This window comes from Pseudomonas sp. PvP009 (genome assembly GCF_017832995.1).
Lineage (GTDB): Bacteria > Pseudomonadota > Gammaproteobacteria > Pseudomonadales > Pseudomonadaceae > Aquipseudomonas > Aquipseudomonas syringae.
The window spans coordinates 402,463-424,489 of the sequence record NZ_JAFIBG010000001.1; the positions used below are offsets into that span (position 1 = coordinate 402,463).

The 22,027-nt window shown below is 59.7% G+C and carries 16 protein-coding genes and 1 tRNA gene; 6 read left to right on the top strand and 11 right to left on the bottom strand.

The window, feature by feature from the left end; genetic code table 11:
• Positions 1-6: 6 nt before the first annotated feature.
• From pqqB to JOE29_RS01720, 7 genes are all read right to left on the bottom strand, one after another.
• Complete coding sequence (gene pqqB / locus JOE29_RS01690) at positions 7-918, bottom strand: pyrroloquinoline quinone biosynthesis protein PqqB (protein ID WP_096134607.1); 912 nt, start codon at positions 916-918, stop codon at positions 7-9.
• An 88-nt stretch (positions 919-1,006) separates the two neighbouring features.
• On the bottom strand, positions 1,007-1,081 hold the full coding sequence (pqqA, locus tag JOE29_RS01695) for a pyrroloquinoline quinone precursor peptide PqqA (RefSeq protein WP_003422658.1): 75 nt from the start codon (positions 1,079-1,081) through the stop codon (positions 1,007-1,009).
• Between the two features lie 135 nt (positions 1,082-1,216).
• Complete coding sequence (gene pqqF / locus JOE29_RS01700) at positions 1,217-3,505, bottom strand: pyrroloquinoline quinone biosynthesis protein PqqF (protein WP_210078742.1); 2,289 nt, start codon at positions 3,503-3,505, stop codon at positions 1,217-1,219.
• 803 nt (positions 3,506-4,308) lie between these two features.
• The gene (locus tag JOE29_RS01705) at positions 4,309-5,103 is read right to left on the bottom strand and encodes a carbon-nitrogen hydrolase family protein (protein ID WP_210078743.1); all 795 of its coding nucleotides are present in this window, start codon (positions 5,101-5,103) and stop codon (positions 4,309-4,311) included.
• A 15-nt stretch (positions 5,104-5,118) separates the two neighbouring features.
• On the bottom strand, positions 5,119-6,798 hold the full coding sequence (locus tag JOE29_RS01710) for an NAD(P)/FAD-dependent oxidoreductase (protein ID WP_003422664.1): 1,680 nt from the start codon (positions 6,796-6,798) through the stop codon (positions 5,119-5,121).
• A 151-nt stretch (positions 6,799-6,949) separates the two neighbouring features.
• The gene (locus JOE29_RS01715; RefSeq protein WP_003395085.1) at positions 6,950-7,411 is read right to left on the bottom strand and encodes an Lrp/AsnC family transcriptional regulator; all 462 of its coding nucleotides are present in this window, start codon (positions 7,409-7,411) and stop codon (positions 6,950-6,952) included.
• A 10-nt stretch (positions 7,412-7,421) separates the two neighbouring features.
• Positions 7,422-8,507, bottom strand: coding sequence for an FUSC family protein (locus tag JOE29_RS01720; RefSeq protein ID WP_210078744.1), 1,086 nt, complete (start codon positions 8,505-8,507; stop codon positions 7,422-7,424).
• Between the two features lie 310 nt (positions 8,508-8,817).
• Between JOE29_RS01720 and JOE29_RS01725 the strand changes: the two genes are divergently transcribed.
• Together JOE29_RS01725 and JOE29_RS01730 are read left to right on the top strand one after the other, a co-directional pair.
• Positions 8,818-9,141: a helix-turn-helix transcriptional regulator gene (locus JOE29_RS01725; RefSeq protein ID WP_003316216.1), complete on the top strand. Its 324-nt coding sequence runs from the start codon at positions 8,818-8,820 to the stop codon at positions 9,139-9,141.
• The gene (locus tag JOE29_RS01730) at positions 9,141-10,367 is read left to right on the top strand and encodes a HipA domain-containing protein (RefSeq protein WP_210078745.1); all 1,227 of its coding nucleotides are present in this window, start codon (positions 9,141-9,143) and stop codon (positions 10,365-10,367) included. The genes JOE29_RS01725 and JOE29_RS01730 overlap by 1 nt, the downstream gene beginning before the upstream one ends.
• A gap of 24 nt (positions 10,368-10,391) precedes the next feature.
• Here JOE29_RS01730 and JOE29_RS01735 read toward each other — a convergent pair whose 3' ends face one another.
• Positions 10,392-11,522, bottom strand: coding sequence for a Fic family protein (locus JOE29_RS01735; RefSeq protein WP_210078746.1), 1,131 nt, complete (start codon positions 11,520-11,522; stop codon positions 10,392-10,394).
• A gap of 140 nt (positions 11,523-11,662) precedes the next feature.
• Here JOE29_RS01735 and JOE29_RS01740 point away from each other — a divergent pair, with 140 nt between their 5' ends.
• The 3 genes from JOE29_RS01740 to JOE29_RS01750 all read left to right on the top strand — a co-directional run bounded on the left by JOE29_RS01740 (position 11,663) and on the right by JOE29_RS01750 (position 17,088).
• Positions 11,663-12,166 carry a GNAT family N-acetyltransferase gene (locus JOE29_RS01740; protein ID WP_003411807.1) on the top strand — a complete coding sequence of 168 codons (504 nt, stop codon included), beginning with the start codon at positions 11,663-11,665 and terminating at the stop codon, positions 12,164-12,166.
• A gap of 252 nt (positions 12,167-12,418) precedes the next feature.
• Positions 12,419-16,459 carry a Pls/PosA family non-ribosomal peptide synthetase gene (locus JOE29_RS01745; RefSeq protein ID WP_210078747.1) on the top strand — a complete coding sequence of 1,347 codons (4,041 nt, stop codon included), beginning with the start codon at positions 12,419-12,421 and terminating at the stop codon, positions 16,457-16,459.
• Positions 16,456-17,088 (top strand): 4'-phosphopantetheinyl transferase superfamily protein, encoded by a 633-nt coding sequence (locus JOE29_RS01750; protein ID WP_210078748.1) that lies wholly within the window; start codon positions 16,456-16,458, stop codon positions 17,086-17,088. Before JOE29_RS01745 ends, JOE29_RS01750 begins: the two co-directional genes overlap by 4 nt.
• Positions 17,089-17,236: 148 nt before the next feature.
• Here JOE29_RS01750 and JOE29_RS01755 read toward each other — a convergent pair whose 3' ends face one another.
• A complete protein-coding gene (locus tag JOE29_RS01755) occupies positions 17,237-18,052 on the bottom strand; it encodes a formate/nitrite transporter family protein (protein WP_016569150.1) in 816 nt (271 codons plus the stop codon).
• A gap of 443 nt (positions 18,053-18,495) precedes the next feature.
• On the opposite strand from JOE29_RS01755, the gene msrA reads away from it, so the two are divergent.
• On the top strand, positions 18,496-19,002 hold the full coding sequence (msrA, locus tag JOE29_RS01760; protein ID WP_003372371.1) for a peptide-methionine (S)-S-oxide reductase MsrA: 507 nt from the start codon (positions 18,496-18,498) through the stop codon (positions 19,000-19,002).
• Positions 19,003-19,212: 210 nt separating this feature from the next.
• Here the strand turns inward: msrA and JOE29_RS01765 are convergent.
• Positions 19,213-19,289, bottom strand: a tRNA-Ile gene (locus tag JOE29_RS01765).
• A 15-nt stretch (positions 19,290-19,304) separates the two neighbouring features.
• Positions 19,305-21,791, bottom strand: a complete 2,487-nt coding sequence (locus JOE29_RS01770) for a bifunctional diguanylate cyclase/phosphodiesterase (RefSeq protein WP_210078749.1) — start codon at positions 21,789-21,791, stop codon at positions 19,305-19,307.
• Positions 21,792-22,027: the final 236 nt, after the last annotated feature.

Consider the following 22,027-nt stretch of genomic DNA (forward strand, 5'->3'; position numbering starts at 1 on the left):
CAGCTCCTAAAGCTCGATGCTCATGCCATCGAAGGCGACTTCGACGTTGCGACGAACCAGCTCCGCACGTTCCGGGGAGTCTTCGTCGAGAATCGGGTTGGTGTTATTGATGTGGATAAGCACCTTGCGCTGCTCGGGGAAGCCTTCGAGGACTTCCAGCATGCCGCCGGGGCCGTTCTGTGCCAGATGGCCCATCTCCCGGCCGGTACGCGTGCCCACGCCACGGCGCTGCATTTCGTCGTCGTCCCACATTGTGCCGTCGACCAGCAGGCAGTCGGCGTCACGCATCTTATCGGCCAGTGCTTCATCGACCTTGCCCAGGCCTGGGGCATAGAAAAGCTTGCCGCCAGTGCGGGTGTCTTCGACCAGCAGGCCGATGTTGTCGCCCGGGTGCGGGTCGAAACGGTGTGGCGAGTAGGGCGGGGCGGCGCTGCGCAGCGGGAAGGGCGTAAAGCGCAGGTTCGGGCAGGCCGGAATCACGAAGCTGCCCTGCAACTCGATGCGGTTCCAGGTCAGGCCGCCGTTCCAGTGCTTGAGCATTTCGAACAGCGGGAAGCCGGTGCTCAGGTCCTCATGGACCATGTCGGTACACCACACCTGATGCGGGCAGCCTTCACGCAGGCTGAGCAGGCCGGTGGTGTGGTCTATCTGGCTGTCCATCAACACGATCGCGCTGATGCCGGTATCGCGCAATGCGCGCCCGGGCTGCATCGGCGCAAAGCCCTGCAATTGCGCGCGAATATCCGGTGAGGCGTTGCACAGCACCCAGTTGATACCGTCGTCGGACAGCGCAATGGACGACTGGGTCCGCGCATGGGCACGCAGGCTGCCGTCGCGAAAACCTGCGCAATTGACGCAGTTGCAGTTCCACTGGGGGAATCCACCGCCAGCAGCAGAACCTAGAATCTGGATGTACATGACAGCTCCCGGGACACGCTCTGAAATAAAAAACAGCCATAACCATAAAAAAAGCCCCGGCGAACCGAGGCTTCACAGCGCACTGAAATCAACGGCTTGCGAAGTACATGGTGACTTCAAAACCGATACGCAGATCAGTGTAAGCAGGTTTAGTCCACGACATAAAAATCTCCTCGGATAAGTGCAGCGGTGGGTGACTACATCTTAGTGCATCGCTGGAGGCATACGTTCAGATGCTTAGGGAGCTATGTTACTCAATTTCACAATTGGACAGGTTCGGAATCTGCAGAAAAGACCGTTACTGTTCAGGTAAGGATTGCGGAACGGCCGCGCTGGCAGGGCGATTGGCCACGATCAGCCAGCCCCCTGTGGCGCTGATCAACTGATCCGCAGAGGCCAGCAACGAGTGTGTATCCAGATTTGACAGAGCCCGCTGCAAGGTCTGCGCATGGTCACCCCGGTGCCCGGCAAGGTGTGCCTGCCACTGCAGGTCGGCACGCTGTTGCTCCGGCAGGCTCGACGGCTCGAACTGCGCTGCAAGGGCGTTTGCCTGTTCAGGAAAATCTGCGTCGCGCACCAGTTGCGGCAATTTGCCGATAAAGGCCTCGATGTGCGCAAACAGCTGTTGGGCACTGCTGGTGGGTGATTGCACGCCGAACAGCAAGCCGGTCCGTCCGTCGATCTGCCTGAGGCCACTGAACACCGCGTAGCCCAATTGCAGTTCGACCCGCAGCCGCTGATAGAACGGCGCTTGGGCCAGGTGCGCGAGCAGACGCCAGGCGGCTTCATCTTCGATGGAAGTTGTGGGCGCGAGGCAGAACACCAGCACGGCGTCTTCCGAGGAGGACGATGCTTGCGTCGCCCAGTGCTTGCCAGCGCGAATGGTCGGCAGATCGGGCGGGGAGGTTTGCCGAACGCCGGGTGCCGCATTCAACACCGCGTCCAGCATTGACTGGCGGGCCGGGTCGAAACCGCTGGTGAAACTGATCCAGCGCGAAGCCGCCCATACGTCAGGCAGGTCGCTTATGGTCAGTTCCGGCTCACTGCGCAGGAAGTGATCGGCAAGCTGCTTGAGCAACTGACGAATCGGGATCAACGCTGGCTCGTCGTGTTCCTGTGCGTGGGTCTCGGGGTGCTGCAAGCGCTGCCGGCTCTGTTGCAGGACTGCCACCATCGGTTCGCGCAAGCCGTTCAATTGAAGCTGCCAATAAGGGCCGTACGCAGTGAAGGTCAGGGTTACCCCGGCCTGACGTGCGTCTTCGGCCAGTGGTTTGAGCGCCGCATCGAGCATCCGCCAAAAAGCCGGCTGCGGGGACGGCAGTTGCCAGCGCAGGTACAGCGCGGCTTCAGCGGGGTCGTCCGCTGCCGTACCAAGAAACGGATTCGGCGCTGGCAGGTGCCAAGTGACCGGCTCTGGATCGAGGTTATCCACATCAGCGGTGAGTTTCGACAGTAATACGCTTAAGGCTTTTTGGCCTTGCTCGCTCCACTGCGCGGGCGTTTGGCGACAGTGGTGGTTTGCCAGAGCCAATGCTCCGCACATCTGCAGACGGCGTTGTTCGAGACGGTGGCATTCCTCGATTCGCGTTGGCCAGTGAGCCTTGAAAAAACCGAGCCAGCTGAAAAGCAGGCTGCTGATAGCGGTCGCGTTCGTCGGGTCGCCTTTAAACTCGATATCCAGCAAAAGCTGCCCGCCGAACTGGTAAAGCGGCGCGGCGTGCAGTGAAGTGCCAAGCCCCTTGCGGAGCAACTCGGCAACCAGTCCGCCAGGCTGCGCTGCATTGAGCCAGTGACAGAAGAAGGCCACCGCTTCGTCAGCCTTGTCCGGCAGATTCTCAACAGCAAACAGCAGATGGTTTCGCTCGCCAGCCTGTCGAGCGCCGGCCATCAATGCCGGAGGCGGGCGCTGTCTGAGCTTCATCCCGCTGGCGAAAACTGCGCCGTGGTTTGTCGCCAGCGCCTGTAATTCAGCCATTGGCAGCGGGCCAGTCAGGCACAGGGTCATCTGTCCGGCTTGATAGAAGCCTCGATAAAAGTCTTTCAACGCTTGCTGAAAAGCCGGGTTGGGCACTGGCAGGCTGTAGCGATTGCCGGCGTGAAAGCCACGCAACGGATGCTGTGGGTTGATCGCTGTCAGCAGGCGCGCCTGATCGCGGGATGCGCTATCGCCGAGCCAGGCGATGAATTCGGCGTGCAGCACTTCGCGTTCGCGCAATTGATCTGCGATGTCCATGCGCGGCTTGGCAAGCATGTCGCACAGGCGCTCCAGCCCTTGGGCGAAGGCGGCTTGCGGCAGTTCGAAGAAGAAGTCGGTGGTGCGCTCGCGGGTGCTGGCATTGACCTGCCCGCCATGACGCTGCACGAAAGTCATCAGGTTATCCCCGGCCGGGAAGCGTTTGGTGCCGAGGAAAAACAGATGCTCCAGAAAATGCGCCAACCCTGGCCAAGCCCGAGGCGCATCGTGACTGCCGGCTGCCACGCGCAACGAGGCCGCACAGCGCTTGAGCCGTGGCTCGTGACACAGCACCACATTCAGGCCGTTGGCCAGCGTGAGGCGTTGAGTGTCAGTGGCGTGTGCGGCAGGCATGAGGGGCGTCCGGAAAGCTGTGCGAGGCGAGGCGTCATGCTAGCGGATTAGCTGACCCGTTCGCGAGCCTGCTGCTCAAAGCTGCGAAATAGAGGACGCAAAGGGGCCGCCAAGCTTCCCGACAATGCATCGCTTGAAAGACCGTCTTCGCGAACAAGTTCGCTCCTACTCCTCGGGCAGGAGGCCGTTTTGATTCTGCCCAACGGGCGTAGGAGCGGACTTGTCCGCGAAGGGGCCGCCAAGCCTTCGAACATGCATCGCCAGAACAACCGTCTTCGCGAACAAGTTCGCTCCTACCCCTCGGGCAGAAGGCCGTTTTTGATTCTGCCCAACGGGCGTAGGAGCGGACTTGTCCGCGAAGGGGCCGCCAAGCTTCCCGACAATGCATCGCTTGAAAGACCGTCTTCGCGAACAAGTTCGCTCCTACCCCTCGGGCAGAAGGCTGTTTTTGATTCTGCCCAACGGGCGTAGGAGCGGACTTGTCCGCGAAGGGGCCGTTAAGGTTTCCAAAAATGTATCGCCTGAGCGAGCGTCTTCGCGAACAAGTTCGCTCCTACCCCTCGGGCAGGAGGCGTTTTTGATTCTGCCCAACGGGCATAGGAGCGGACTTGTCCGCGAAGGGGCCGTTAAGGTTTCCAAAAATGTATCGCCTGAGCGAACGTCTTCGCGAACAAGTTCGCTACGGGCTCCGGCCAGAATCAAAAGCGGGCTTGTGTATGACGATGGTCGCGGAGCGTGGGCACGATAGTTATAGGATTATTCCGCACGCTCCTGCGTGGGAATTATCCATCCGGCTAATCTGATCAAGTCAGCGACGTATAAAGCGCCGGGCGGCGATCCATGAAGTAGTCGTTCGCGGTTCTGGCCTGGGCCAGCAGTGACTTGTCCAGCGTGCCGACCAGCAGCGCTTCGTCCTGACCTGCCAGCAATGGACGGCTGCCGTCCGGTGCGCAGATGCTGCTGAGCCCGCAGTAACAAATCGCGCCCTCGCTGCCGCAGTAGTTGGCGTACACCACGTAGCAGTGATTCTCGAAAGCCCGCGCCCGAACCGTCACGTCGCAGACGAAATCGTAAGGCAGCATGTTTGCGGTGGGGACCAGGATCAACTCGGCCCCTGCCAGGGCCAGCCGACGGGTGTTTTCAGGGAATTCCACGTCGTAGCAAATCAGCAGGCCCAAGCGCCAGCCATTCAATTCGACCACCGGGTAATGATCGTCGCCTGCGGCGAACATCGACTTGTCCAGATCGCTGAACAGATGTGTCTTGCGGTAGTTGCACAGGCGTGTGCCCTGGCTGTCGATCAACTGCACGGCGTTGTAGATCTGCCGATCGGCAGCGCGTTCCGGATAGCCGTAGAGGATCGCAATGCCGCTAGCCTGTGCGATGGTGGCAATGCGCGTCGCTGCCGGACCGTCCTGCGCCTGCGCCAGCTCACCGACAGCCTGAGCGCCGATGTTGTAGCCGCTGAGGAACATTTCCGGACAGATCAGCACCTGTGCCCCTTGCCTGGCGGCGGCCTGAGCCTGCTGTTCCAGGCGAGTCAGGTTGCCGCTGACATCCAGCGGCAATGGCGGGCATTGATACAGCGCAACGCGCATGGGGTTTTCCTTCTGTCAGTCGCCCAGTGCTATCGGGCCGATTTCGTGGAACACGTCACCCGGGCCGGGGTTCTCGGCGTGAGTCTTGCCGCCGAAGTGGTTCATGATCCCCCACACGGCGTTCAGTGAAGTCTGCACAGCGCCTTCGACCCACGCCGGTGTCCAGGAGACATCGTCGCCGGCGATGAACATGCCGCGCTGTTCGCTGGGCATATCTTGCTGCATGAAGTGCGCGTACATGCGCTGGTTATAGCGGTAATGGCCCGGCAATGCACCCTTGAACGCACCCAGGAAGTGCGGATCGGCTTCCCATGACACGGTAATCGGATCACCGATGATCCGCGCTGCGATGTCCACTTTCGGGTAGATTTTCTTCAAGGCGTCCAGCGCCAGCTTCACCCGCTTCTCGATGGGCTGCGGGAGCATCTTCAGAGCATCGCCCATCCACGAGTAGGACAGGCAGATCACGCCGGGTTTGTCGTCGCCGTTATCGAACAGGTACGTGCCACGGGTCAGCCGGTCGGTGAGGGTCATGCTCATCAGGTCGCGGCCGGTTTCCGGGTCCTTGTCCTTCCAGAACGGGCGGTCGACCATCACGAAGGTCTTTGACGACTGCATGTACCGGGTGCGGTCCAGGGCCATCCACATCTTCTGCGAGAACAGCGATTCTTCGCACTCGATCTGCGTGGTCAGCAGCCAGCTCTGGCAGGTGGTCAGCACGGCAGCGTACTGCCGGGTGTCGCCCCAATTGTCAGTCACCGCAAAACTGCCATCCTCGGCGCGTGCAATGCGCTTCACGCCGGGACGTGGTGCGCCGCGGTGCAACGACGACAGGCTGGTGCCCTTGGGCCAGTGCGCGCAATGCTCGGGTACGTGGCTCCACAAACCGACCGGCACTTGCTGCACGCCGCCGACGATCAGATGCTGGTGCTCATCGCAGTTGGTCATTACCACGCGGAAGATTTCCAGCATCGAGTTGGGGAAGTCCGAGTCCCAGCCGCCAGTGCCGAAGCCCACTTGGCCAAACACTTCGCGATGAAAGAAAGACAGCTTGGCGAAGGCCTTGGAGGTCGCGACAAAGTCATAGAACGTGCGGTCGTCCCATAACGGCACCAGCTTGTTCCACAGTTCTTTGAGGCGTGGCACATCGCGATCGCGGATGGCCTGCTGGATGTCCCCGAACTGCGAGCCGCTTTCCAGTGCGTCGGCCCAGGCGTCGGCGACTTCCTGAAACAGCGCCGGCAGGTCCGAGAGCATTTGTGCGTAGTAGGTGGTGCCTTCCAGGTCGATAACCGTGCTGCCGGACGCCGCAGTCAGCGGGTTGGGGAAGGGCCTGGACTCAAGGCCCAGCTTGTCGACGTAATGGAAGAACGCTGTCGAGGACACCGGAAAGCGCATGCCGCCCAGTTCGGCAACGATGCCTTTGGCGCCTTCGAACTCCTGCGAGCGCAGGCGGCCACCCATTTTCGAGGCTTCGTACACCACCGGCTTGAGGCCCATCTTCATCAATTCGTAGGCCGCCACCAGACCGGCTATCCCGGCACCGATAATTGCCACCTCAGCGCCGTGGTTCTCCACAGGGATGCTGCCCAGGCCTTTCGGGTGCTCAATCCAGTCATCGAAGGCGAAGGGGAAATCGGGGCCGAACATGGTGATTGGCTTTTTGCCGTTGGCGGGGTGACGGTTGTTCTTCATGACGGACCTTGATGGGCAACGGCGAAAAACAACAGTCTAGAGAAGGGTGGACACGTTAATAAGACGCAAATTGTCGTCGATATGCTGTTTGTTTGGGCTAAATGACGAATCTGCTGGTCGGTTTGTATAGTTGATTGATCGAAGCGTGCAGTTACACCGGCTGGCCGCGGTCGATCTTGCTGCTGAGGATGATCGAGGTCGTGGTCTTCTCGACACCATCCACGCTGCCGATCAGGTCCAGTAACTGGTCCAGTTGCTCGGGAGAATCCGTGCGCAGCCAGGCGACATAATCGAACTCGCCACTCACCGCACAGAGTTGCTGAACCTGCGCCATGGCACTGAGGCGCCGCACCACTTCCTTGCCCGAGCGAGGTTGTACGGTGATGCCGACATACGCCTGCAACCCGCCACTGACCACGCGCTGGCCAAGGCGCACGCCGTAACCGGTAATCACTTTGCTGCTTTCCAGGCGCGCGAGCCGCGAGGTGACGGTGGTGCGGGCGATGCCCAGTTGCCTGGCGAGCATGGCGACGCTTTCACGCGCGTTGATTTGCAGCGCGGCAATCAACTGGCGATCGATTTCATCCAGCACAGGCGGGCGGGTATCGGGCACGGGCGGTTCCTTAAAACTTCCAGCGTTTGGCGGTCTTGGCCAGACGCGCCTGCAGGCCGTCGAGGTTGAGCGCCAACTGCTGAGTCATCAAGTGGTAGCCCTTCAGCTCGGTAGGGATGACGGCCTTCACTGCAGGTGTCGCTGGTGTCTCTGGTATTTCCGTCGTACGTTCCAGACGCTCGGTGGCCCCGGTTTGCAGGGCGCGCGCCATGCCGATCAGTTGCCGGCGAATCTGGCGGTAGTCAGCGTCCAACGATGCCTTGAGTGTCTCGTCAGCAAGCTGATTCAGGTTCGCCGGGCGAATATTGGCGAGAATCTCCAGGGTGCTCAGACACATGCGGAAGTGACCCTGAATGGCGTCCAGTTCGACCATGGACATCTTCACTTCCTTGGACACCGACGGCAGCAGCGAGCGCAATTGCAGCATCGTGCCGTTGAGCCTGGCGGTCAGTTTCAAATGCTCGTCAGCGGTAACCGGCTGGCCCTGCACAATGCGCCCGTAGACCTTGGCGCAGTCACGCAAACCACTGGCCAGGTTGTAGCGCCAGGAAAACACCGCATACAGCGGCAGGGCGAAGGAGAACGCCAGGGCCAGAGCGATACCAATCAGGATATCGACGGTACGCCACAGGCCGTCACTGATCGGGTTGTAACCATGACCGGCAACGATGAACAGCGTGATCGCCGACAGCAGCGCGGTGTAACCGCCTTTGCCAATGGCGTGATAGGCGAAGAAACCGCACATCACCGACATCATTGCGTAGGTCAGCAACGGCATTTCCAGATAGCCCTGCTGGACCACCACGATCAGACCGAGGCCGGCACCGATCAACGTTCCATAGGCCCGTTCGACCGACTTCTTGCCGATATTGCCGTGATGCTGCAAACCGCCGATCACGATCAGCATGGTCACCGACGCCCACTCGCCATGGGGCAGGTTGAGGCCAGTGGTCAGCAGAATAGTCACCAGCAGGCCCACCGCAATCCGCGCCGCGTGGATCAGCCGCGCATGCCGATAACGGCGATACGGGTCCAGCAAAGGACGCAGAACAGGGCGAAGCCAGGAGGGTATGAAAGCAGAGCGCGAATTCGTCATGCGTTAAGAGACCGCGAGGGTAGGGAAGAGATTCCCTGATTGGATGATGGCAGTCCTCAGTAAGCCACATTTTGATGGGGGATGGTTGGGGTATGTCGATGATCAGTGACGTGGTATTGCGCACTTAAGGTGTAGGAATGAAGCGCTGAGGGCAGTGAACACGATTTTTATGTGTAATTAAGATATCACTTAATGACACTTTATGAGGGTTAATGTGTTCTTTCGTGATCTATTACTTTCGGGTCCACGTAGCTATCCGTGTTACTTTGTTTTTTCTCGAACTCCTGCGCCTGCCCGTTGGTACCTGCTCATGAAGGCTTTTTTCCCCGTTCAGTGCACCGACACGCTTTTGCGCATTGCCCTGCTGGTAAAGCAGACCAGGTTGCAGCAAGGCATCCGCCAGGTCGATCTTGCCGAAAGGCTGGGCATCTCGCTTCGTACGTTTCGACGTATCGAGGCAGGCAATGCCGAAGGCGTATCGCTGCGTGACTTCATGCTGGTGGTCTGGGGGCTGGGGGTGTCGGAGCGATTGTTTCAAGGGCTTCGGGATGACGAGTCGTTCAGTGTCGAGCAGCTTGAAGCTGCCGACCGAAAGCGTGTCCGCCTGCCTCGACACAAGCCGGAGGACTTCTGATGGCCCAGGCTTATATCTACATGGAATGCCCTGTCAGCGGAGAGACACTGACGCTGGGTAAGCTGACGATTCAGGCTGGCGTCGGAACATTCCAATATGCACCGGATGCGGTGCAGGAAAACATCTGGGTGCCGGATCCTTTCAGGTATCCACTGTCCACGCGATCCTACACCGTGACTAAAAATGGTGGCGTCCCGGGTTTTATCGATGATGCCATGCCCGATGGTTGGGGAGAGCGGTTGCTGCATCGGGTTGAAAAATGCCCGTTGGACTCGATACAGCTGCTGCTCAAGTCGCCCAACAGCGACAGAGCGGGCAATATCATGGCCGGCCTGTCGCGTGTCGCGCAGGACGGGCTGGGCCAGACGCCTCCCAAGGCCTTTCGTGCCAAAGGGCTCGATCATTTCATCGATGCCTGTGAAGCGATCTATGACAGCCAGCTCAGCGCCGAGCAGCTGGAGGTTCTGAAGGTAAGGGATCAGCGATCTTCCGCTGGCGGCGCACGCCCCAAGCGAACTTATCTGGGCGACAGAAAACTGATTCTGGCCAAGCCTCGCGACAAATTCGATCACTATGACCTGCCCTCCGTTGAGCACGCCTGCATGACCTTCGCAGGGCTTAAAGGGTTGCAGGCGGCCAACACCTCTCTGTATCGCGGCGAGCGGATCAATACACTGTTGGTCGAGCGTTTCGACCGCGCTTTTGATGAGCAAACCCATCGCTTCCGCCGACTGCCGATGCTCAGCGGCTTGACCTTGCTGGACGCCGAGTGGAAGGCCCGTACGCACCCCGACTGGCAATATGCGGCACTCGCCGATGAGCTGTATCGTCGTGGTGCGCCTGACGTTGATCGGCATGAGCTGTATCGACGCATGGCCTACAACGTGCTGGTCGGCAATGCCGATGACCATCCCCGTAACCATGCAGTCATCTGGAAAGAAGGTGGCTGGAGGTTATCGCCGATGTACGACGTACTGCCCATTCTGGACGAAGGGCCTGCTCAGGCACTTGCCATGTCAGTCGGCATCGAAGGGTCGCGGCTCAACCGAGGCAATCTGCTCAGTCAGCACGCTCACTTTGCCTTGAGCAAGGAACAAGCCGAGGCGGCGCTGGACGAGGTGGCCGGTTGGGAAGCCGAACTGCATGATTACTACAGCCAGTTTCTGTCCGGTGCGGAACTGGATGCTACAGTCGATGCGACCAGTGGCGCACGTCTGAAGCGCTAGCAGCTCCTTCTGCTGTGTAGGGTTCTACGGCAAGGGCAGATTGATCTGGTAGCGAGTGCTGCGGCCTCCTCCGGGCAGGCGAACCAGGCAGTTTTTGGCAAGCAGATCACTTAAGTGGCGGGTAGCAGTGGCCTTCGAGACCTTAGCCACTGCCTGATACTGCGCTGCGCTCAGACCGTTTTCAAAGCCACGCTCGCCGCCATCCAGTAGCCGATTCAGCACCTTGACCTGTTCGGCGCTCAGGTCGTTGTCGCGATGTAATTGCCAAAATCGCGTTTTGCCCAGTACTCGTTCTATATGAACCAAGGCGTTTTCAATGCTTTTCAACAATGTGCGCAGGAACCATTCCAGCCACTCGGTGATATCGGTCGTGCTTTTCTGACTGGTCTCCAGAACGTGGTAATAGCCGGCGCGGTCAGCAAGGATGCTGGCGGACATGGCAAACAGTCGTATGGCTTGCTGATCGCCCTGAGTCAGCGCCAGGTCTGTAATGGCCCGAGTCAGGCGACCATTGCCGTCGTCAAACGGATGCAGGGTTACAAACCAGAAATGCGCGATACCTGCCCGCACGAATGGATCGAGCGTCGGATCACTTTGACTGCTGGCAAACCAGTCGAGAAAATCCTCCAGCTGCCGCTCAAGTCCAGCCCGCGGTGGCGCTTCAAAATGCACGATGGGTCGATCAAGCCTCCCTGAGACCACTTGCGTAGGTTCGTCGCTACGCAACTGACCGACCAGGATGCGAGCAGACACAAAGCTGTCCTCTTCCGGGAACAGCCAGCGATGCCAGGTACACAGACGTTGCAAGTCAAGTGGCTGATCATGACCACGTGTGGCGTCCAGCATCAGCTCGGCCAACCCCTCGCTGCGAGGGCTATGCTTGCCGTTATCGGCGATCCCCAGGCGGCGTGCCAGCGACGACCTGACAGAATCTGCATTCAGTCGCTCGCCTTCGATGGCGGACGAGGTGACGATATTCTGCAGCAGGGCATTCAAACCCTCGCACATTTGCGCATCGCCACCCACTGCACCGCTCATACCCAGCAAGCGACCTTGAGCCTTGGCGCACGCTCGTATCAACGGTGCAAGGCGTTCTTCGCGCCAATGGAAGCGCGGCCAGTTCGGCTGTTGCCAGATCCAGAGATGTTCGGACATCGTATCCGCCTATGCAGTGAGCCGAATAAAAAGTTAATCGGCTCATGGAGTGAGCCGATTGTGGTGATTATTCGGCTCACCGTCCAGATGTGCTCATCGGCATCTGGTTTCGATGTCAGGCAGTCAGGGAGGAAAAGCGGGTGGAATTTGATCTGCGTGTGTCGCAACACAGTGACCTGGACTCGTTACAGCGCCTGTCAGTGCAGGCGCGTCAACGTTACAAAAGCATTCCTTCTCTGGCGCATGTCGCCGAAAGCCCGCCGCTGGGCGCAGAGAGGTTCAAAGCCTGCCGGGTGGTGGTCGCTGCCAACAGGCACAGCGGTGAAATCATCGGTTTTGCAGCCATGCGCCTGCTGGATGATTTTCTATATCTGGACAACATCTCGGTCGAGCCTGGTGCATCCGGCAAAGGTGTCGGAAAAAGCCTGTTGTCATCTGTCGAGGCGTACGCGCAGGTTTGCCAGTTGCACGCGATCAGCCTGACCACATTTCGCGAGCCGCGCTGGAACGGTCCATGGTTTCGGCAACATGGCTTTCACCCGATGCCGACGGAGCGTATTGGCGATGGACTGAGAGGCGTCATGGATCGTCAGGCGCAGTCTTTCAATCCCGCGACGCGCGAGACCTTGTGGCGTCTGCTGTAACCCGCGCAGCAATGTGGGCAATCCGCCACCTTCGTTTTGTTGTTCAAGATTCGTACAGCCAGCCTTTGCCATATTCGCCTTGCCAGCCTGTTCTCTTGCCTCGGTGAGAGCTGCAGCGCTCCAGCCAAAATGTATCAAAACGGACATATTCCGGACACGCAACCACCACAGAATTCGCGCCAATCGCTGACGGACCGGCTCATAACCAGAAAATCTCAGGCACCTCCTTCAGACGAGCTAATACCTGCTGCCATGAATAACCTGAACCTGTCGACGCTAGGCCAGAACGAACAATCGCTGGACGTGATTTACGGCCCTATTCAACCTGAGCTGCTACGTGAGGAAGTGCTGGCCGATCTGCTGGAAGCCATTGCCCGGCGCAATCCGCAGCATGTGGCATTGATCTTCGGCGAGCGTCAGATCAGTTATGGCGAGCTGGACCAGCAGGCCGATCAGGTGGCTTCTGCGCTGATCAGCGCGGGTGTTCGTCCGGGGGATATCGTCGGTCTGTGGCTGCCACGCGGCATCGAGCTGTTGGTCATGCAGGCCGGTATTGCCAAGGCGGGCGCTGCCTGGCTGCCCTTGGATCAGGACACGCCGGTGGAGCGCCTGCAGATTTGCCTGGACGACGCCAGCGCAGTCGGGCTGGTTTCCTGTGATGCGTTAATGCCGGTGTTGGCCGATACCGGCTTGAAGGTGTGGACTGCCGAACACCTGCTGACGCCGACCGACGCAGCGTTGGTGCGCCGCAGTGGTGTGCTTCCCGACCATCCTGCCTATGTGATCTATACCTCCGGCTCTACGGGCAAGCCCAAGGGGATTCTGATTTCCCAGCGCAGCATCTGCCATTTTCTGCGCAGCGAGAACGCGATACTCGGCATTCGGGCCAGCGACCGGGTCTACCAGGGCTTCTCCGTGGCCTTCGACATGTCCTTCGAAGAAATCTGGATTGCCTATCTGGTGGGCGCGACGCTGTGGATAGGTCCGAAGGAAACCAGCGGTGACCCGGAAACCCTGCCGCGCTTGCTGAATGAGCAGCGCATCAGCGTCTTGCATGCGGTGCCCACTTTGCTGGCGCTGTTCAGCGAAGACGTTCCCGGTCTGCGTCTGATCAACCTGGGCGGCGAGATGTGCCCTGAGTCGCTGGTCGATCGCTGGGCAACGCCGAACCGGCAGATGTTCAACACCTACGGCCCTACCGAAGCCACTGTATCGGCCAGCCTGGCGCGTCTGTCGCGTGGTCGCCCGGTGTCGATTGGCACACCGTTACCCAATTACGGGCTGTTGGTCATCGCCAATGACCCTGCGGTCGGGAGCACCCTGGCGCCCAGCCTGCTGCCGCGTGGCGAAGTCGGCGAGCTGTGCATCATCGGCCCCGGTCTGGCCGAGGGGTATCTTGGCCGGCCGGACCTGACCCAGGAAAAATTCCTGCCGAACCCATGGTCCACCGGCTATCACGATGCGCGCCTGTATCGAACCGGCGACCTTGCCCGGATCGACGATGACGGGCAGGTGCAGTGCCTCGGGCGGGCCGACGATCAGGTAAAAATTCGGGGCTTTCGCGTCGAACTGGGCGAGATTGAATCGCTGTTGGCGCAACAGCCTGGCGTGGGCACCGTTGCCGTCCTGTTGCGCAACGAGGCGGGCGTTGATCAGCTGATTGCCTATCTGGTGAGCGACACCTCGACGCCTTCCGCATTCACAAGTCAGTTGCGCAAAACCCTGCAGGCGCAGTTGCCGCCGTACATGGTCCCGGGACACTTCGAACTGCTCGACAGCATGCCGCGCCTCACGTCCGGCAAAATCGACCGCAAAACGCTCAAGGCTCGGCCGTTGACGGTGGATGCCAAGGCCGCCAGCGCAGAGTCCGATGTGGCGCAAACCGAAGGTGAGATTGCACTGTTTGCCGCGCTGAGCACGCTGTTCCCCGGCATGCCGATCCGCCGCGATGCGGACTTTTTCACCGATCTGGGTGGGCATTCGTTCTTTGCTGCGCGTCTGGCCTCGGCACTGCGGGCCAACCCGCGTTTCGCTCAAGTCACGGTGCGCGACATTTACCAGCATCGGCGTATCGGTGCGATTGCCGAAGTGCTGGATCAGGCGCCACAAGAGATGGACGCGCCGGTGGACTGGACGCCTCCGTCAGCCTGGCGCCGCTGGCGCTGCGGCGTGGCCCAGGCGCTGGTATTGCCGGTCATGGTCAGCCTGCGCATGACCCAATGGCTCGCACCGTTCTTTACCTACCACTTGCTCACCGGCTCGCCCGACGACTCTGTCGCGTTGGCGACGCTGGCGTCGATCTCGGTATTTCTGATTGCCACCGTTCTGCAGTTTTTCATCGCGCTGGCGGCCAAGTGGCTGATCGTCGGCCGCCTGAAGCCCGGGATCTATCCGCTGTGGGGCGTTACCTACTTTCGCTGGTGGGCCGCAGACCGCATGGTCGAGTCGGCGCCGACTTATCTGCTGAGCGGCTCGTCACTTTATCCCCTGTGGCTGCGTGCACTGGGCGCGAAAATCGGGCAGGACGTGATTATCGGCGGGGCTACAGTACGGGCTCATGACCTGCTGGAAATCGGCGACGGGGTCAGCGTCGGCAACGGTGTCAGCTTCGAAAATGCGCGCGTTGAACGGGGCCAGTTGCATTTGGGGCGTATCGCCTTGCAGGACAATGCCTGTGTTGGCTCTTACGTGATCATGGAAGGCAATACGGCTGTAGGCCCGTGGGGACATCTGGAAGCCCAATCGGCCATGGCCGACGGCCGAGAGGTTCCCGCTGGGCGCATCTGGCAGGGCTCGCCAGCGCGTGATGTCGGCGCGTTCGATACGCTCGGTCAACCGGCGCGGCCTGTGACCAGTCCTGCGCGTTTGCGGGCAGAAAAACTGTTCTTCGCCTTCGGCGTACTGCTGATCGCGACGTTATTCTTTATCCCGGTCTTCCCGACCTTCTTCCTGATTGACTGGTTCGACACGCAGAACGTCTTGCCATGGTTCGAGGGCAGCGGACCACTGGGACAACTGGCGCGCTATTTCCTGATCGCCTTCCCGGCCAGTGCGGTGCTGATTGTCGCGACTGTTCTGGCGTCGGCGGCATTGCGCTGGCTCGTTTTCCCGCGCCTCAAACCGGGTCGTTATGAGGTACACAGCAATACCTACTGCGCCAAATGGCTGATCAGCCAGATTCAGGAAGCGAGCCTCAACGTGCTGTCCGGCATCTACGCCACGGTGTATTCGCCCTTCTGGTATCGGCTGTTGGGCGCGAAAGTAGGGCGTGATGCCGAGATCTCCAGTGCGCAGGGCGTCATCCCGGACATGCTGACCCTGGGCGATGAAACCTTTATCGCCGATGCGGTGATGCTTGGTGATGAGCGCATCGACGGCGGCTGGATGACCATGCAACCCACTGTCGTGTCGCATCGCAGCTTTGTCGGCAACGGCGGATACATCGCTGATGGCACGGTGCTGCCGGAAAACGTCCTGATCGGCGTCCATTCCTGCGCACCGCACAACAGCAAAATAGTCGACGGCGATACCTGGCTGGGCTCCCCACCGATCCACCTGCCTGCCCGCGAGCAGGTGAGCGGCGCTCCCGAATCGCTGACCTTCAAGCCATCACGGCTGCGCCGCCTGGCCCGCGGCCTTGTCGAAGGCGTGCGCATTGTCACCCCGCACGCGGTGGTGATCGCCGTTGGCTACACGGTGATGCTCGACCTGATGCCACTCGCTGACAACGATCGCTGGGGCGCCGTGCTGGCCTACCTCGCCGTCATCGGCATGGCGTACAGCGTGGGTAACTTTCTGCTGATCGTGGCCCTGAAGTGGCTAGTGATGGGCCGCTATCGAAAACGCGCTGACCCGATGTGGACGCCCTTCGTATGGCTGTCGGAGGGCATCACCAGTCTGTATGAAGGCATGGCCGCACCAAACTTCATGCGCTACCTGCGCGGCACACCGTGGTTGCCACTGGCATTCAATGTGCTCGGCTGCAAGATTGGTCGCGGGGTTTACATGGACACGACCGACATCACCGAATTCGACTGCGTCAGCATCGGCGCAGACAGCGAACTGAATGCCGGCGCCTGCCCGCAGACCCACCTGTTCGAAGACCGAGTCATGAAGATCGACCACGTCAGCATCGGCGAACGCGTGTACATGGGCCCACGAAGCGCCGTGCTCTATAGCGCGGTCGTCGGCAACGATGCGCACCTTGGCGCACTGACCCTGGTCATGAAGGGCGAACACATCCCTGCCGGCAGCCGCTGGGCAGGTTGCCCCGCGTCACCTGACAGGGCATGAAACGCGGGGCGAGCTGGGCATTCGATGAAGATGACCGGCTTGCCCCGCCAAAGCCTTTCCCTCGGCAGAATGTATTGCTGGTCAGCTGCGTCACCCGACCGGGCTGTGCAAGGGATGAAGCCAGAAACCGCATTCGGACTCGCGTGCGTAGCGCCGTGGAACAGTGGCTCGAATTGCCATCCGGGGCGATCACGTTCATCAGCGCCCCAGGTGTCGCGCCGCGATTGCTTATCGACGGGCTGCCGGTGCCAGGGTTTTCCATCAGCCACGAGGCTGGATTCTCTCTGGCTGCCATCAATCTTCAAGGCGCAGTCGGCGTGGACTTGATGCAGGTTCAGACGGTGCCGGACTGGCATACTGTCGCGCAGGATTATCTGGGGGCTGAGGTTGCTACCGGCCTGTCAGGCTTGCCCGAGTCGATTCGCACTATGGCGTTCGCCAAGGCATGGTGCAGGCGCGAAGCGTTTTTGAAGTTGCACGGCTTGGCGCTTGAGGAATGGACGGCAGTGGGCGGGTTGCAGGGTGTGGGGGTCGAGGTTGAATTGGGGGAGGGGATGGTGGGGGTGGTGGCGTTGAGTCAGGGTTTGATGGAGTACCCTAATCAGACTGAGCGGCGTACGGCACCTTGATTGATCTCGTCCTCTGAGCTCAGGCGGTGCTCTCCGCTATTGGGATTTACGGCCTGTTGAGCCACATTGACACTCACCCCCCGCTGAGCTTTTCGCTCTGCGGTCATCATCTTTTATCACCGCAGCGTCTGTATGGCGTTGGACCGGATTATTCCGGCGTTTGCGCGCCGCTGGTCCTGGACATTTCAACAGGCTTGGTCGCCGCGTTGAAGAAAGCCAAGTGATAGGCCAGGCCGACGAACACTGCGCCGCCCACCGCGTTACCCAAAAATACCGGAACGAAATTGTCGCCGAACTGCGCCCAGCTCAAGGCGCCGGCAAAGATCGCTGCAGGTATGACGAACATGTTGGCGACGATGTGCTGAAAGCCGATTGCTACAAATGCCATCACCGGAAACCACATGCCGACCACTTTACCGATCACGTCCTTGCTCGCGTAGCTGAGCCACACCGCCAGGCACACCAGCCAATTGCAGCCAATACCCGAGATGAAGGCCTGTTCAAAGCTGGCCCCCACCTTGGCATTGGCGATGGCCACGGTCTTGGCCATGAAGGCGCCTTCAGTCAGCCCGACCACATGGCCGAAACAATAGGCGACGAACAGCGCGCCGATCAGGTTGGCCAGCGTCACCAGCACCCAGTTACGCACCAACTGACCCAGACCGATACGCCCGGCGAACAGCGCCATGGGCAGGCTCATCATGTTGCCAGTCAGCAACTCGCCACCGGCCAGCACCACCAGAATCAGCCCGACCGGAAACACCACAGCGCCAAGCAGATTGCCCAGCGACGCCCACTCGTGAGGGATCATGGTGCTGACATGAATATCGAGAAGAAACCCGAGGGCAATGAAAGCCCCTGCCAGAAAGCCCAGGATCATCAACGACGGCAGGCCCAAGTGGGCTTTCTTGACGCCGCTTTCGACGGCAATTTCAGCGATTTGCTGCGGGGTGTTCAAAGACATGGTGGGCTCGTGCGTGGTCGTGGGCTGAGCGGGGGGATTAAAAGCTCAAGCGGTGCGCGCATCTGTCGCACCGGGAAACAACGTTACGGAATGTTTCGGAGGATGGCTAATCGGATGTTTTGATCGGGTGATTGAGAGGGTCGATGAGTGGGGAGGATGCTGTGGGGGGAGTGGGCTTATAGTTGTTTGGTTGGCAGGTTTGGAGTGGGTCAACTAAACCCGATCACTGAGTTGTCAGCGACCGAGCCACCTTGGAAACGCTGACTCAAGCGCTCAAGCCAGCGGAGTCTGACGCAACTGCAGGCAACGGAGCAAGGCGCCAAGGCTTCCGTAGGACGTTTACTCGTTCCGCAACACGATCCTGTTTTTTACTTCATCCGGCTTGGTATTGCCCGGCATCACCCCATAACTATCCCTGTCTCCATAAACCGCAAGGACAGACCATGACCAACCCAACCGAAACCGCCATCCTTGCCGGCGGCTGCTTCTGGGGCATGCAAGATTTATTGCGACGCTACCCCGGCGTGCTGCATACGCGAGTCGGCTACACCGGTGGTGACGTACCGAACGCCACCTACCGCAACCACGGCAATCATGCCGAAGCGATTGAGATCGTGTTTGACCCGGCGGTAATCAGCTACCGGCAGATTCTTGAGTTCTTTTTCCAGATCCATGACCCGAGCACGCCTAACCGGCAGGGCAATGATCTTGGGCCAAGCTATCGTTCGGCGATTTACTACCTGAGTGAACAGCAAAGGGATATTGCCGAAGATACCGCGGCTGACGTGGACGCCTCCAAGCTGTGGCCGGGGCGTGTGGTCACGCAAATCGAGCCCGCGAGTGAGTTCTGGGAGGCGGAGCCGGAGCACCAGGATTATCTGGAGCGGATACCGAACGGTTATACCTGCCACTTCATCCGGCCGAACTGGAAGTTGCCGAAGCGGGCTTGAACCTGAATCGCACCGGGAAAGGCCGCGATAGGGGAGAGCGCAAAAGCTGGCCTGCCCCTGTCATGCAGGCAACTGTAGTGGTAATCAGACACTTCTATCTGGCGATATTCTCGCCTGAATGAGTGTCTGGAGTTAATAGACCACTACAGGACTGTATCTGAGAGGACCTCACCAGAAACACAAAAGCCGCGCAGTGCGCGGCTTTGAGTATGGTGGGCCCACACGGACTTGAACCGTGGACCAAAGGATTATGAGTCCTCTGCTCTAACCAACTGAGCTATGGGCCCTCAGTAGGTCGCGGATTATAACGGCGGTTTCGCGGCTGTGCTATCCGAAAAGTCCGAAAGATTCATAAGAAGAAATCTTGCGCGGAATTCTTCGGCGTCGAGGGGCAGGCTGACGATGTAGCCCTGGATCTGTTCGCAGCCTTCGCTGGTCAGAAATTGCTGCTGTTCGCTGTTCTCCACGCCCTCGGCGATCACGGTCAGTTGCAGGCTGCGCCCAAGGGCGATGATGGCGCGGACGATGGCGGCGTCGTGGGTGTCTTCCGGCAGGCCGCGGACGAAGGACTGGTCGATCTTGAGGATGTCCAGTGGCAGGCGTTTGAGGTAGCTCAGTGAGGAGTAGCCGGTGCCGAAGTCGTCGATCGCCAGTTGCACGCCGAGTGTCTTCAATTGGTGCAGCACGGCCAGTGCTTCCTGGGTCTGGCTCATGATGAAGTTTTCGGTGATCTCCAGTTGCAGGCAGCCGGGTTCCAGGCCGTTGTCCGTGAGCAGCTGTTCGATGCGTTCCAGCAGGTTGGTCTGGCGCAGTTGCGCGCCTGCCAGGTTCACCGAGAGCGGGCCGAACGGCTGACAGGTCTTGCGCCATACGCCCATCTGGCGGCAGGCCTGCTCTAGCACCCAGTCGCCGATCTGCAGGATCATGCCGTTTTCTTCAGCCAGGGGAATGAAGTGCTCGGGCGGTACTTCGCCAAAGGTCGGGTGGTTCCAGCGGATCAGGGCTTCTGCGCCTGCCAGTGTGTGGGTCGTCAGGTTGATTTTGGGCTGGTAGGCCAGTGTCAGTTGATTGCGCTCCAGGGCTCGTCTCAGTTCCTGCTCGAGGGCGATGCGCTCGCTGGCCTGCTCACTGAGGTCGCAGGTATAGCTTTCGACGCGGTTGCGGCCTTTTGCCTTGGAGCGGTACATCGCCGCGTCGGCATTTTTGACCAGCGTGGCTACGTCCGTGCCGTCGGTGGGGAACACGCAGCTGCCGATGCTGGGGCTGATGTAGAGCTCATGTTCGCCTGCCTCAAAGGGCGTGTTGAAGCAGGCCAGTAATTTATTGGCGATGGCCTGCGCGTCGCTGGCTTGCAGCAGGCCGGGCAGCAGAACGATGAACTCGTCGCCGCCCAGGCGTGCGACGGTGTCGATGTCGCGCAGGGTCTCCTTAAGGCGGTGTGCGATGCCTTTGAGCAGCAGGTCGCCGACGGGGTGGCCCAGGCTGTCATTGATGTGCTTGAAGCGATCCAGATCGAGGAACAGAACTGCGCCGAGACTGCCGGATTCTTCGCTGTGCAGCAGGGCGGCCTGAAGCCTGCTCTCGAACAGTATTCGGTTGGGCAGGCCGGTGAGCGGGTCATGGTGGGCCTGATAGTCGAGGCGCGCCTGTGCGTGTTTGAGGCTGGAGATGTCGGCGAAGACGGCGACGAAGTGGGTCAGGAGGTCGTCTTTGTTGCGCACGGCACTGATGGTCAGCCAGCTCGGGTAAAGCTCGCCGTTCTTGCGGCGGTTGCTGATTTCGCCCTGCCAGTGGCCCTCGGCCGCCAGTTGGTGCCACATCGCGGCATAGAACGCGCTGTCATGTTGGCCAGAGGCAAGCAGGCGAGGGGTCTGGCCGATGGCTTCACTTTCGCTGTAGCCAGTGATTTCCGTGAACGCGCGGTTGACGGCGCTGATGCTCTGGTCGGTATTGGTGATGAGCACACCTTCGGCAGTGCTCTCGAAAACAGTCGCCGCCAGATGCAGTTTCTCCTGCATTTGCCTGCTTTCGGTGATATCGCGTGTGATCGTCAGCAGACAGTGTTCGCCGGCGATGATGAGGGGTTGAGAGGACAGTTCGCACAGTCGAATATCGCCATTGTTGTGACGAATGCGGACCCGCATGTCTTTGACGAAGCCATGCTTTTTCATGCGTTCGATGAGCCTTGAGCGCTCGCTCAGGTCAACCCAGATGCCCAGGTCAAATGTCGAGTGGTCAAGGCAGTACTTTTCGCTGTACCCGGTCTGACGGCAAAACCCTTCGTTGACCTCCAGCAGCATGCCGTCCTGTTGCCGGGTAATCGCCATCCCGTCAGGCGAGGCATGAAAGGCTTTGGCGAACTTCTCTTCGGAAAGCTGCAGTTGTTGGCGGGCCAGTTTGAGCTGGGTGATGTCACGCACTATCACCAGCACGGCAGGTATCGGGCTATGCTCGAACGGTTGGGCGGACATGAGCCCTGAAAAGGTTTCGCCGTTTTTGCGCCGAAAGGGTATCTCCAGATTATGGATATCGTCGGTCTGCAATTGCAGCAAGACTTTTGGGCCGATGCCTGGCACTGCCCACAGATTCAGTTCTGTCGGTGTCTTGCCAATCACTTCATCAAGGGGGAGGCCGGTTCGCTCTACGAACGCCTCGTTGGCGTCCATGATGTGCCCGTCAGCAAGGCTGACGATAAGCATGGCATCCGGACATTGAGCGAAGATCGAGGCGAATTTTCCTTCGGACAGGCACGACGCTTCCCGGTCACTGTTGTTGATTACTCCACGCATATGCGGCTTACGTCCGTGTCTGACTATCGCTGGTGATGGTGTGGCGTAACCTTGTAACTTCAATGATCCAAGGCTTGGTTCGAAGAGCGCTGGTGTCTGGTGTGATACATAGTTGTAGGTCAATTCTTCAGGAGCTGCAATTAGACTGATGTCTGACCTCTTCTTGATTGGGTCAATTGACAACTGAGCCTGCAAACTTTGAATTTTCTTTTGCCCCGGAAACGCAAAACCCCCGG

Bases quoted from the DNA above. Each gene is read 5' to 3' on its own strand.
- JOE29_RS01720 (WP_210078744.1), bottom strand. From the start codon at position 8,507: ATGACGAATTCGCGCTCTGCTTTCATACCCTCCTGGCTTCGCCCTGTT.
- JOE29_RS01705 (WP_210078743.1), bottom strand. From the start codon at position 5,103: ATGCGCGTTGCGCTGTATCAATGCCCGCCATTGCCGCTGGATGTCAGC.
- pqqF (WP_210078742.1), bottom strand. From the start codon at position 3,505: ATGCCTGCCGCACACGCCACTGACACTCAACGCCTCACGCTGGCCAAC.
- msrA (WP_003372371.1), top strand. From the start codon at position 18,496: ATGACCAACCCAACCGAAACCGCCATCCTTGCCGGCGGCTGCTTCTGG.
- JOE29_RS01710 (WP_003422664.1), bottom strand. From the start codon at position 6,798: ATGAAGAACAACCGTCACCCCGCCAACGGCAAAAAGCCAATCACCATG.
- JOE29_RS01750 (WP_210078748.1), top strand. From the start codon at position 16,456: ATGAAACGCGGGGCGAGCTGGGCATTCGATGAAGATGACCGGCTTGCC.
- JOE29_RS01735 (WP_210078746.1), bottom strand. From the start codon at position 11,522: ATGTCCGAACATCTCTGGATCTGGCAACAGCCGAACTGGCCGCGCTTC.
- pqqB (WP_096134607.1), bottom strand. From the start codon at position 918: ATGTACATCCAGATTCTAGGTTCTGCTGCTGGCGGTGGATTCCCCCAG.
- JOE29_RS01730 (WP_210078745.1), top strand. From the start codon at position 9,141: ATGGCCCAGGCTTATATCTACATGGAATGCCCTGTCAGCGGAGAGACA.
- JOE29_RS01745 (WP_210078747.1), top strand. From the start codon at position 12,419: ATGAATAACCTGAACCTGTCGACGCTAGGCCAGAACGAACAATCGCTG.
- JOE29_RS01755 (WP_016569150.1), bottom strand. From the start codon at position 18,052: ATGTCTTTGAACACCCCGCAGCAAATCGCTGAAATTGCCGTCGAAAGC.
- JOE29_RS01725 (WP_003316216.1), top strand. From the start codon at position 8,818: ATGAAGGCTTTTTTCCCCGTTCAGTGCACCGACACGCTTTTGCGCATT.
- JOE29_RS01770 (WP_210078749.1), bottom strand. From the start codon at position 21,791: ATGCGTGGAGTAATCAACAACAGTGACCGGGAAGCGTCGTGCCTGTCC.